Origin of the sequence: Aeromonas sp. 3P, from assembly GCF_051919745.1 — a bacterium.
In the GTDB taxonomy this organism is placed as follows: domain Bacteria; phylum Pseudomonadota; class Gammaproteobacteria; order Enterobacterales; family Aeromonadaceae; genus Aeromonas; species Aeromonas veronii.
In genome coordinates this window covers 3,975,443-3,987,338 of sequence record NZ_JBQBED010000001.1, presented here as the reverse complement: position 1 = coordinate 3,987,338, position 11,896 = coordinate 3,975,443, and the positions used below count along the sequence as shown (strand labels likewise).

Sequence of the window (11,896 nt, the reverse complement as noted above, 5' to 3'; positions counted from 1 at the left end):
GACGAGGTAACGACTCACCGGAAGCAAGGTTGGCTATGTAGCTCAGTTGGTTAGAGCATCGCACTCATAATGCGGGGGTCACAGGTTCGAATCCCGTCATAGCCACCATTATTTCTGTTGGGGTATCGCCAAGCGGTAAGGCAGCGGGTTTTGATCTCGCCATCCCTAGGTTCGAATCCTAGTACCCCAGCCATTTTTAAAAGTTCTTTGCCAGTCTCGCGACTGTTGAGGAACGCTGTTGGGGTATCGCCAAGCGGTAAGGCAGCGGGTTTTGATCTCGCCATCCCTAGGTTCGAATCCTAGTACCCCAGCCATTTTTAAAAGTTCTTTGCCAGTCTCATGACTGTTGAGGAGCGCTGTTGGGGTATCGCCAAGCGGTAAGGCAGCGGGTTTTGATCTCGCCATCCCTAGGTTCGAATCCTAGTACCCCAGCCATTTTTCTGTTCTCTTCCACATCAGTGGTCGATAACAAACGGCTATGTAGCTCAGTTGGTTAGAGCATCGCACTCATAATGCGGGGGTCACAGGTTCGAATCCCGTCATAGCCACCATTATTTCTGTTGGGGTATCGCCAAGCGGTAAGGCAGCGGGTTTTGATCTCGCCATCCCTAGGTTCGAATCCTAGTACCCCAGCCATTTTTCTGTTCTCTTCCACATCAGTGGTCGATAACAAACGGCTATGTAGCTCAGTTGGTTAGAGCATCGCACTCATAATGCGGGGGTCACAGGTTCGAATCCCGTCATAGCCACCATTAATATTGCGGAAGTGGCGAAATTGGTAGACGCACCAGATTTAGGTTCTGGCGCCCTAGGCGTGAGAGTTCGAGTCTCTCCTTCCGCACCATTAATAGCAGTACCAAACAGACCAGCTCACGCTGGTTTTTTTGTATCTGAAATTTGCCTCTCCCCAGTTTTTCTCTCGCTCCTCTATTAACCCAGCTCCACGTTAATTCCCGTCCACATCACTCTTCACTGATTCCGAGCACGCCTTGCCACTCTTGTCTCCCGGCCATAAAAAAGCGGCCCGCAGGCCGCTGGTGCACACATTCATCATCCCGGTGATCAGAACGGGAAGAACCAGGGGATCGCTACCACGCTGACCGCCATCACCAACAGGGTGAATGGCACCCCGATACGGATAAAATCGGCAAACTTGTAGTTGCCCGGCCCCAGCACCAGGGTATTGACCGGTGACGAGACCGGCGTCATAAAGGCAGCCGAGGCGGCGATGGCAATGGTCATGGCAAACGGATAGGGCGATACCCCCATCTGCTGGGCCGTGCCCAGCGCAATGGGTGCCATCAGCACAGCAGTCGCGGTGTTGGAGATAAAGAGCCCGATCACCGCGCAGAGGGCAAACAGGCTGGCCAGCATGACCCGCGGCCCCATCTCCCCTACCGCATTGATCAGACCACCGACGATCAGATCCACCCCGCCGGTTTTTTGCAGCGCCAGCGCAAAGGGGAGCATGCCGACGATGAGGATCAGGGTCGGCCAGTGGATCGACTTGTAGGCACTCTCCATATCGATGCAGCGAAACTTGCCCATCAGCAGACAGGCGATCAGCGCGGCAATCACGTTGGGCACCGGATCGGTCACCATCAGCAGGATCATCACTCCAAGACAGAAGAGGGCATGGATCGCCTGGCTGCGGGCGGGGGCCATCTCGTCCACTTCTGCGGGCAACCCCATCAGCAGAAAGTCGCGGCTATGGGTCTGCAACTGTCTGATGTGGCTCCAGTTTCCTACCACCAGCAGTGTATCCCCCATCTGCAGCGGCTCGTCCACCAGCTTGCCTGCCAGTGCCTCACCGTCGCGGCGCAGCCCCACCACGCTCAGACCATAGCTGGAGCGGAAGGTCACCTCACGCACGCTTTTACCCAGCAGCTTGGACTCAGGGATCAGCGACACCTCGGCCATCCCCACCTCCCGCGCCTGATCGGAGAAGTACTCCCCGCGCAGGATCATGGGTTCGAGCCGCGCCTCGGTGCAAAACGCCCGCACATCCACCTCGGGGTCTGACATGTCGATCAGCAGCACATCCTTGGCCTGAAATTCACTGATCCCCGACACCGGCACCATCACCCGGCGAAACTTGCGCCAGCGCTCCACCCCGATGACGTGGGCACCATAACGGGCACGCAGTTGCAGCTCGTCCAGGGTGTGACCAATCAGCGGGGAGTCCGGGCGCAGCGCCAGACGACGGGCCCGACCGGTAAGGCGATAGTCTCGGATCAGATCGCGCAGGGTGCGGCGCCCGGTCGGCTTGCCCTTGCCCTCTTCTCCCTCGCCCACCAAGGAGCCGCGCACCAGCAGCATGTAGAGGATGCCCAGCCCCAGGATCAGCACGCCCATGGGGGTGAAATCGAAGAACCCGAAACCATGTATGCCGTGGCGCATCAGCTCGCTGTTGACCACCATGTTGGGGGGCGTGGCCACCAGCGTCATCATGCCGCTGATCAGCCCGGCAAAACCGAGGGGCATCATCAGGCGACCGGCCGGGATCCCCATCCGGTTCGCCACACTCAGCACCACCGGGATAAAGATGGCCACCACCCCAGTGCTGCTCATCACAGCCCCCAGACTTGCCACCGCCACCATCAGCAACACCAGCAGCTTGGTCTCGCTGCTGCCCGCCACCTTCACCAGCGCATCCCCCACCTGATAGGCGATGCCGGTGCGCACCAGTCCCTCCCCCACCACAAACAGGGCGGCAATCAGAATGACGTTGGGATCGCTAAAGCCCGCCAGCGCCTCCGGCAGGGTGAGGGTGCCGCTCAGCACAAAGAGGATAATGATCAACAGAGCGACCACGTCCATGCGCACCTTGTTGGTCATAAAGAGATAGATGGCGCCAGCCAGCAGACAGAGCACCCAGACAAGCTCGGAATTCAATGCAACCTCCTTTTATCACGTGATTCTCCTCCCGGAGAGTGGACTCTATCAGACCACAGCCATGGCGCTATCATCTTGCTACATATCAATAAAGTCCGGCCCATCGGGACCCCATAACCCATCACTGCTGGAATAACCGGGCAGCAGCGGCGATTTCTTTGATATGGGCCAAGTACGGGGCGGACAAAAGTCCTGCCCCTCCTCCCCCTCACCCCTTAGAATGGCGCCCTCGCATACTAACCCTCATGTCCAAGGATCAGAAAATGAGCATATTCGAGCTGTTCAGCATCAATAACACGCTAGTGACCATACCGCTGGGTGGCGGCTATGCCATGTCATGGATTGAAGCCATCGGTACCCTGTTCGGGCTGGCCTGTATCTGGTTCGCCAGTCAGGAGAAAACCATCAACTACCTGTTTGGCCTGATCAACGTCAGCCTGTTTGCCATCATCTTCTTCCAGATCCAGCTCTACGGACTGTTGATGCTGCAGCTGTTCTTCTTCTGCGCCAACGTCTACGGCTGGTACGCCTGGACCCGCCCGGCCAACGATCAGGGGGATACCCTGCAGATCCGCTGGCTCAGCAAATCCAAACTGATGGTGACCGCCGCCGTGAGCGTGCTGGCCATCGCTCTGCTGACCCGCTATATCGACCCGGTCTTCGCCACCCTGGCGCGCACCTCGGTCTCCCTGCTCAACCTGTTTGGTGCCAACCTTGCTACCCCCGAGCCTTCACCCGATGCCTTCCCGTTCTGGGATGCCAGCATGACGGTGCTCTCGGTGGTCGCCCAGATCCTGATGACCCGCAAATACGTGGAGAACTGGATCCTCTGGGTCGTCATCAACATCATCAGCATCGGTGTCTATGCGGCGCAGGGCGTCTACGCCATGTCGCTGGAGTACCTGATCCTGCTGTTTATCGCCGCCAACGGCACCCGCCTCTGGGTGATTGCCGCCAAGCGCCAGCCACAAGGTCTGTAAGCCATGAGTCTGTTACCCCATCTCCAGTGCCGCCCCGACCAGATTGCCGAGCGGGTGGTACTGTGCGGCGACCCGGCCCGGGTCGATCGCATCGCCAGCCAGCTTGAAGAGTGTGAGGTGCTGGGGCAAAACCGGGAGTTTCGCCTCATCAACGGCCGCTATCAGGGGCAGCCCATCACGGTCTGCAGCACCGGCATTGGCGGTGCCTCGGCCATCATAGCGCTGGAGGAGCTGGTGCAAGCCGGCGCCCGCTCGCTGATCCGGGTCGGCTCCGCCGGTGCCCTGCAGCACGACATCGGTCTTGGCGACCTTATCGTGGTAGAAGGCGCTGTGCGCAATGAGGGCGCCTCACAGGCCTATCTGCCCCCTGAGTACCCCGCCTGCGCCGATATCTGGCTGCAGGCCGCCTTGCTCAACCATGTGGCAACCGGCAGCCAGCCTCATTGGCACGGGCTGGTACGCTCCCACGACAGCTTCTATCGGGATGACGAGCAGGAGGTGTGCCGCTACTGGCGTGCCCGTGGCGTGCTGGGCGCCGATATGGAGACTGCCTCACTGCTCGCCGTGGGGCGCCTGCGCAAGGTGCGGGTCGCCGCCGTGCTCTGCAACGTGGTGCTGTTCGAGCAGGATGTGCAACAAGGGGTGGCGGATTACGCCAGCGCCGAACAGGCGATGATGGCCGGTGAGCAGCAAGCCATCGCCGCCGCCCTCCACGCCCTGGTGCAATAACCCGCAAACCGTTAACTGCGGCACATCCGCTACCGTGCGGGCTGGTATCCGGCCCGCACTCTTGCTAGCCTCATGGCCCTCGTCATCCGGTGCGACAGGCAAGTCATGCAGCAACAGCCCTACCCCCTCGGCCGTTTTCACGCCGAACTCCAGCAGCTTGAACCCCGCTTTGCCGCGGCGCTCGACGCCTGCACCCTGTTTCTGCGCCGTTACCTGCCGGGCGAATTGATCATGCGGCAGGGGGAGCAGAGCGAGCAGCTCTATCTGGTCGAACATGGTCGGGTCTCCCTCAATAGCGCCGTCCACTCGGGCCGCATCTTCCAGCTCGGCGAGATTGAGTGTCACAGCCAGATCTTCGGCGAGATGGAGTTCTTCAGCGCCACCCCGGTGCAGTGGAACGTGGTGGCCGAGACCGAGCTGGATGCCAGGGTCATCTGCGCCGACAAGCTGGCCCAGCGGCTGCTGGCAGAACCCGAGTTGACCCTCTTTTTCGCCGCCGCACTCGCCAGCGACTATCTCGATACGCTGGAGATCACCACCAGCCGACTGCTCCACCCCATCGCCTACAACATCGCCTATGAGCTATGGCGTGAGCGCCAGCGCACTCCGATGCTGGGATCGCGCAAGCGGGCCCACGAGGCGGCCCGCTTCGGCACAACAGAGCGGGTCTACCGCCGCGCCCTCAAGGAGCTGGTCGAACAGGGCATAGTTGCCGACGGCAGCGATGGCCCTGTTATCGCCGATCTGGCCAGGCTGCGCGCCTATCTCGATCTTTGATTTCCATTCACCTCATTTCGATTCACCCAGTCAGGAGTCACCATGTCTGCTCATTCCTATCCCGAATTCACCTTCTTCAGCCGCTTCGTTGCCGACATCCAGGCGGGCCGCAAGACCATCACCATCCGCGACGAGAGCGAGGCCAACTGGCAACCCGGCCAGCGGCTGGCCCTCTTTACCAACCCGGAGCACCAGCCCTTTGGCACCATTGAGGTGCTCTCGGTCAAGGCGGTCGCCTTCGATGAGCTCAATAACGAGCATGCCCGTCAGGAGAACATGACCCTCCCCGAGCTCAAACAGGTGATCCGCGATATCTACCCCGATCTGCCGCCGCTCTATGTGATTGAATTCAAACTGATTGCCTGAGCCGGATTTGGCCTTTGCCGAGCGATGTGTTAATAGTGTCCTCTTTTGAATCAGGGAGGTGACCCGAGTGTTTGAGATAGCGAGCCTGAAAGAGGGGATGATGCACGGGGTCGAGCTGTTCCAGCTGCTGCTGGAGATCATCTCCATCGCCTGTGTGGTGATAGGGCTTGGCAAAACCCTCTGGCTGGCGGCACGGATGGAGGATCACGAACCGGGCTTTCCGCGCATTCGCCTCTGTTTTGGCAGCTGGCTCATTCTGGCGCTGGAGTTCCAGCTCGCCGCTGACATCCTGGCCACCACGGTCGCGCCGAGCAAGGAGGAGCTGATCCGCCTAGCCATCATCGCGGTGATCCGCACCTTCCTGAACTACTTCCTCGGCAAGGAGCTGGAGGCACAAGCGGAACGCCAACAAGAGAAGGCAGAGCGCCAGCAGGAGCAGCGCAGCGAGCAGGCCAAGGCTGCTCAATAACCTGTATTCCTGCAGAGTATCAGCGCTAAGTGCCGTGCCATCCCGACCACAGCCGTGGCCCGGGATAGCACCTTTGTGACCCTTCCCGCACTTTTGGAAATCAGCCAACTATGGAACCCTTTTCAAGGTTTCCTCAGCCCTGTTGACTGCCCGTTCATCTGCGTAAGATAGAAAATCTCTTCCCCCAACCGGCCACGCTGATGAATACGCACTCCCTTCACACGCCCGATATCGACCTCGATAGCTGCGTCATCTACCAGATCTACCCCATGAGCTTTCAGGACAGCGATGGCGACGGCATGGGCGACATCAACGGCATTCGTCAGCGCCTCGACTATCTGGCCACCCTCGGGGTCGATATGCTCTGGCTCACCCCCATCTATCGCTCCCCCAAACGGGACAACGGCTACGATGTGGCGGACTACCGCACCATCGACCCCGCCTTCGGCACCCTGACCGAGATGGAGCAACTGATAGCCGAAGCGGCCGCTCACGGCATCGGCATCATGATGGATATCGTCGCCAACCACACCTCCACCGAGCACGAGTGGTTTATGCAGGCGCTGGCCGGGGATCCCCGTTATCAGGGTTATTACGTATTTCGGGATCAAGCCTTTGTCGATGCTCACCCCATTACCTCGATTTTTGGCGGCAGCGGCTGGCAGTACGTGCCGGAGCTTGATCGCTACTACCTGCACAACTTCGATCCCAGTCAGGCCGATCTGGACTGGGACAACCCGGCGGTGCGGACCGAAATGGCGGCGGTGATCAACTTCTGGCTGGGCAAAGGGATCAAGGGATTTCGCTTCGATGTGATAGACATGGTGAGTAAGGAGTGGGACCGACTGGCCATGAGCAATGGCCCGCGCCTGCACGACTATATCCGCGAGCTCAATGCTGCGAGCTTCGGCGGCAAGGGGATCATTACGGTGGGGGAGACCTGGGGGGCCGATCTCGCCCATATGCAGAACTATTCGAACCACGATGGCAGCGAGTTCAGCATGGTGTTCAACTTCGAGCATCTGGGGCTCGGCAGTGACAAGTGGACCTCCCGCTTTGCTCCCCTCGCCTTCAAGCGAGCCATGACCCGCCACCAGCAAGGGCTACATGGGCAGGGCTGGAACAGCCTGTTTCTGAATAACCACGACCTGCCCCGCGCCGTCTCCCACTTTGGCGATGACAGGCCAGAATGGCGTGAAACCAGCGCCAAGCAGTGGGCCATGGTGCTGCATATGATGCAGGGCACTCCCTTTATCTATCAGGGGGAGGAGCTCGCCATGACCAACCGCCACTGGCAGCCGGGCGAGCTGCGCGATGTGGAGGCGCTCAACTACCGCGCCAGCCAGTCAGGGCTGGATCCTGCCGAGCTGAGTCGGCGGCTCGATGCCATCGGCCGCGACAACGCCCGTACCCCGATGCAGTGGGACGCCAGCCCCCACGCTGGTTTCAGCGCCACCACACCCTGGATTGCCCTCAACGCCAATCACATCGAGATTAATGCCGCCGAGCAGCTGGCCCGCCCCGACTCGCCGTTTCACTGCTATCGCCAGCTTATCGCCCTGCGCAAGGCCCACCCTGTCGTTCGCCACGGCAATTTCGAGCTGCTGGATGGGGATGATCCCGAGCGCATCAGCTATCGCCGCCACTGGCAGGATCCGGCCAGCGGAGAGCAGCACACCCTGCTGCTGCTCGCCAATCTCACGGCGAACCCCTTGCCGATGCCCCACTTCGACAAGGTGACAGACGAGATGCGGTTGCTGCTGGCCAATTACCCAAGCGAACCGATGCAGCTCTTCGCCCCTTATCAGTGCGCCATCTGGCTGCAAGTGGAGCAGGGTTAACCCAGTATTGACGGGCCATGTTAATGGCCCGTCAGCCACCTCCCGTTTGCTGTCAGCAGAAAATCACGCACCCACGCGGTGGGATTAAATTAACCACTATTACTGACTTATTAATTGATTATTTATCCCGTTTGATACGCTCTTATTGCCCCTCTTACTATGCCAGCGACCTATCCATTGCCGATGTAACTATCGGCCTTCAAACTGGCATAGCAAAGTGGAAAACAGATGATCACCACAGACGGGAATAACGCAGTCGCCTCGGTGGCGTACCGCACCAGCGAAGTCATCGCCATCTACCCCATCACCCCCAGCTCGGCCATGGCTGAGCAGTCGTCGGCCTGGTCGAGCGAGCGGGGCAAGAACCTCTGGGGGGATGTGCCCCGGGTTGTCGAGATGCAGTCGGAAGGGGGCGCCATTGCCGCCGTCCACGGCGCCCTGCAGACCGGCGCGCTGGCGACCTCGTTTACCTCGTCGCAGGGTTTGCTGCTGATGATCCCCAACCTCTACAAGCTGGCGGGTCAGCTCATCCCCTTTGTGCTGCATGTGGCGGCGCGTACCGTGGCGACCCACGCGCTATCGATCTTTGGCGATCACTCGGACGTGATGGCGGTGCGCCAGACCGGCTGCGCCATGCTCTGTGCCAGCAATGTGCAGGAGGCGCAGGATTTCGCCCTGATCTCCCAGATAGCGAGCCTCAACAGCCGCCTCCCCTTTATCCACTTCTTCGATGGCTTTCGTACCTCTCACGAGATCGCCAAGATAGCGCCGCTCGCTGACGACACCTTGCGTGCCCTGCTGCCCGCAGATGCCATCCGTGCTCATCGTGACCGGGCGCTCACCCCCGACAAACCGGTCATTCGCGGCACCGCCGCCAACCCGGACACCTACTTCCAGTGCAGGGAGGCGAGCAACCCCTGGTATGACGCCGCCTATGGCCATGTGAACGATGCGATGCAAGCTTTTGGCAAGCAGACCGGCCGCCACTACCGGCCGTTTGAATATGTCGGCCACTCGCAGGCGGAGCGGATTGTGGTGCTGATGGGCTCAGCCATCGGCACCTGTGAAGAGGTGATCGAGCGCCTGCTGGCCCAAGGGGAGAAGGTAGGTCTGGTGAAGGTGCGGCTGTTCCGCCCCTTCTCGGCCGAGCACCTGCTGGCCGCGATTCCCGAGAGTGCCCGCACCATCGCCGTGCTGGATCGCACCAAGGAGCCGGGCGCACAGGCCGAGCCCCTCTATCTCGACGTGATGACGGCGCTGGCCGAAGCGGTCAGCCGGGGCGAGCGGGCAAGCCTGCCGCGGGTCATCGGCGGCCGCTATGGCCTCTCCTCCAAAGAGTTCGGCCCCGCCTGCGCGCTGGCGGTGTTTGCCGAACTGGCGCAGGAGAACCCGCGTCCGCGCTTTACCGTCGGCATCTTTGATGACATCACAGGTCTCTCGCTACCACTGGCCGCGCTGGATTCGCAAAGCCCCATCCACGGCCAGCAACACAAGCTGGAGGCGCTCTTCTACGGCCTTGGCAGCGATGGCACCGTCTCGGCGGCCAAGAACAGCATCAAGATCCTCGGCAACCACACCGACCTCTATCCGCAGGGCTATTTCGTCTACGACTCCAAGAAGGCGGGCGGCCTCACCGTCTCTCACCTACGGGTGGGCGAGCGGCCGCTCCAATCGGCCTATCTGGTGGAAGAGGCGGACTTTATCGGCTGCCATCAGTGGCAGTTTGTCGACAAGTACCGGATGGCGGAGCGCTTGAAAGCGGGCGGCATCTTCCTGCTCAACACCCCCTACAGCGAAGCGGATATCTGGCAACGTCTCCCCAGCGAGGTGCAGCATGCCCTGCGCGAGAAAGAGGCGCGTTTCTACATCATCAACGCCGCCAAAATTGCCCGCGACTGCCAGCTCGGCAACCGCATCAATACCGTGATGCAGATGGCCTTCTTCCAGCTCAGCGCCATCATCCCCCCCGCAGAGGCGACCAGCCTGCTGAAGCAGGCTATCGCTACCAGCTATGGCAGCAAGGGGCAGACACTGGTCGAACGCAACTGGCAGGCACTGGAGGCAACCTGCGCCGCCCTGACCCAGGTGCCACTTGGCGAGCTGGATCCCGCCAGCCGCCCGCGCCCACCGGTGGTTTCGGCCAAAGCCCCCGACTTTGTCCAGACCGTCACCGCCGCCATGCTGGCGGGGCTGGGGGACAACCTGCCGGTCTCCGCCTTCCCGCCGGATGGCACCTGGCCGGTCGGTACCACCCGCTGGGAGAAGCGCAATATCGCCAAGGAGATCCCCATCTGGGAGGCGAAGCTCTGTACCCAGTGCAACTACTGCGCCGCCGCCTGTCCCCACTCGGCCATTCGCGCCAAGGTGGTAGAACCGGATGCACTGGCCGCTGCTCCCGCTACCCTGGATGCGCTGGATGTGAAATCCCGTGACATGCGCGGCCAGCAGTACGTGCTGCAGGTGGCGCCGGAGGATTGCACCGGCTGCAATCTCTGCGTCGAGGTGTGCCCGGCCAAGGATCGCAGCAACCCGGATCGCAAGGCGATCAATATGGCTTCGCGCCTCGATCACCTCGACGAGCAGAAGGCCAACTACGACTTCTTCCTCGACCTGCCAGAGCGCAGCGCCGAGCAGCTGGAGCGCATCGACATCCGCACCTCCCAGCTCATCTCGCCGCTGTTTGAATACTCGGGCGCCTGCTCCGGCTGTGGCGAGACTCCCTATATCAAGTTGCTGACCCAGCTCTATGGCGATCGACTGCTGATTGCCAACGCCACCGGCTGCTCGTCCATTTATGGCGGCAACCTGCCTACCACCCCCTACACCACCAACGCCGAGGGGCGCGGGCCGGCCTGGGCCAACTCGCTGTTTGAAGACAACGCCGAGTTCGGACTGGGCTTCCGTCTTACCGTCGATCAGCACAGGGAGCGGGTGCGCCGTCTGCTGGCGAGCCTGGGCGACACCATTCCGGCAGCGCTGCGCGAGGCGCTCGGCGATGCCACCCTGCCGGTTTCCGAGCAGCGGGCCCATATCCAGCAGCTGCGGGAGCTGCTGCAACAGAGCAAGGCTCCGGAGGCCCTTGAGCTGGCCCGCGATGCGGACTATCTGGTGGAAAAATCGGTCTGGCTCATCGGTGGCGATGGCTGGGCCTACGACATCGGCTTTGGCGGACTCGACCATGTGCTGAGTCTGGGGGAGAACATCAATGTGCTGGTGCTCGATACCCAGTGCTACTCCAACACCGGCGGCCAGCAATCGAAGGCGACGCCACTCGGGGCCATCACCAAGTTTGGCGAGCAGGGCAAACGCAAGGCGCGCAAGGATCTCGGGGCCAGCGTGATGATGTATGGCCACGTCTATGTGGCGCAGATCTCCCTCGGCGCCCAGATGAACCAGACGGTGAAGGCGATTCAGGAGGCGGAGGCCTACCCGGGGCCGTCGTTCATCATCGCCTACAGCCCCTGCGAGGAGCATGGCTACGACATGGCCGAGAGCCATGAGCAGATGAAACAGCTGACCGCCACCGGCTTCTGGCCGCTCTACCGCTTCGATCCGCGCCGCGCTGACGAGGGTAAATTGCCGCTGGCACTCGACTCGCGAGCACCCAATGCCTCGCTGGCCGAGACCTTGCGCCATGAGCCCCGCTTCCAGCGGCTGGAGCGCCAACTGCCGGAGGTGGCCAGCCAGCTCTATGAAGAGGCGGAGCAGGAGGCCAACCGCCGCTTCGCCTGGCTGAGCCAGCTGGCAGGCAAGGAGAGTCCGGCGCAGGAGTAACTCGCTCATGGCTTGATGGCAGCAGCCACGCTATTCGCCAAATAACAATCAGGGCTCCCCGCGGG

8 protein-coding genes and 8 tRNA genes are annotated in these 11,896 nt (G+C 61.2%); 15 read left to right on the top strand and 1 reads right to left on the bottom strand.

Annotated features, from left to right (window positions below):
- Positions 1 to 31 precede the first annotated feature (31 nt).
- From ACTG19_RS18525 to ACTG19_RS18490, 8 genes are all read left to right on the top strand, one after another.
- Positions 32 to 108: transfer RNA gene (locus tag ACTG19_RS18525), tRNA-Met, on the top strand.
- Positions 109 to 118: 10 nt separating this feature from the next.
- Positions 119 to 193 (top strand) — tRNA-Gln (locus ACTG19_RS18520).
- Between the two features lie 46 nt (positions 194 to 239).
- A tRNA-Gln gene (locus ACTG19_RS18515) sits at positions 240 to 314 on the top strand.
- Positions 315 to 360: 46 nt separating this feature from the next.
- Positions 361 to 435: transfer RNA gene (locus tag ACTG19_RS18510), tRNA-Gln, on the top strand.
- A gap of 39 nt (positions 436 to 474) precedes the next feature.
- Positions 475 to 551, top strand: a tRNA-Met gene (locus ACTG19_RS18505).
- Positions 552 to 561: 10 nt separating this feature from the next.
- A tRNA-Gln gene (locus tag ACTG19_RS18500) sits at positions 562 to 636 on the top strand.
- A gap of 39 nt (positions 637 to 675) precedes the next feature.
- A tRNA-Met gene (locus ACTG19_RS18495) sits at positions 676 to 752 on the top strand.
- A gap of 8 nt (positions 753 to 760) precedes the next feature.
- A tRNA-Leu gene (locus ACTG19_RS18490) sits at positions 761 to 844 on the top strand.
- A 218-nt stretch (positions 845 to 1,062) separates the two neighbouring features.
- On the opposite strand, the gene ACTG19_RS18485 is transcribed toward ACTG19_RS18490, so the two are convergent.
- Positions 1,063 to 2,895 (bottom strand): SLC13 family permease, encoded by a 1,833-nt coding sequence (locus ACTG19_RS18485; RefSeq protein WP_270905256.1) that lies wholly within the window; start codon positions 2,893 to 2,895, stop codon positions 1,063 to 1,065.
- A gap of 263 nt (positions 2,896 to 3,158) precedes the next feature.
- On the opposite strand from ACTG19_RS18485, the gene pnuC reads away from it, so the two are divergent.
- From pnuC to nifJ, 7 genes are all read left to right on the top strand, one after another.
- Positions 3,159 to 3,875, top strand: coding sequence for a nicotinamide riboside transporter PnuC (gene pnuC / locus ACTG19_RS18480; protein ID WP_042656944.1), 717 nt, complete (start codon positions 3,159 to 3,161; stop codon positions 3,873 to 3,875).
- Between the two features lie 3 nt (positions 3,876 to 3,878).
- The gene (locus ACTG19_RS18475) at positions 3,879 to 4,604 is read left to right on the top strand and encodes a nucleoside phosphorylase (protein ID WP_439989397.1); all 726 of its coding nucleotides are present in this window, start codon (positions 3,879 to 3,881) and stop codon (positions 4,602 to 4,604) included.
- A gap of 105 nt (positions 4,605 to 4,709) precedes the next feature.
- Positions 4,710 to 5,381, top strand: a complete 672-nt coding sequence (locus ACTG19_RS18470) for a Crp/Fnr family transcriptional regulator (protein ID WP_258721208.1) — start codon at positions 4,710 to 4,712, stop codon at positions 5,379 to 5,381.
- Between the two features lie 42 nt (positions 5,382 to 5,423).
- Entirely contained in the window at positions 5,424 to 5,747 is a 324-nt protein-coding gene (gene yqfB, locus ACTG19_RS18465) for a N(4)-acetylcytidine aminohydrolase (RefSeq protein WP_201907167.1), read from the top strand.
- 67 nt (positions 5,748 to 5,814) lie between these two features.
- Complete coding sequence (locus tag ACTG19_RS18460; RefSeq protein WP_162508010.1) at positions 5,815 to 6,216, top strand: DUF1622 domain-containing protein; 402 nt, start codon at positions 5,815 to 5,817, stop codon at positions 6,214 to 6,216.
- A gap of 200 nt (positions 6,217 to 6,416) precedes the next feature.
- Positions 6,417 to 8,057 (top strand): alpha-glucosidase, encoded by a 1,641-nt coding sequence (locus ACTG19_RS18455; protein ID WP_270819353.1) that lies wholly within the window; start codon positions 6,417 to 6,419, stop codon positions 8,055 to 8,057.
- A 228-nt stretch (positions 8,058 to 8,285) separates the two neighbouring features.
- Positions 8,286 to 11,831, top strand: coding sequence for a pyruvate:ferredoxin (flavodoxin) oxidoreductase (gene nifJ, locus ACTG19_RS18450; protein ID WP_439989395.1), 3,546 nt, complete (start codon positions 8,286 to 8,288; stop codon positions 11,829 to 11,831).
- Positions 11,832 to 11,896 lie beyond the last annotated feature (65 nt).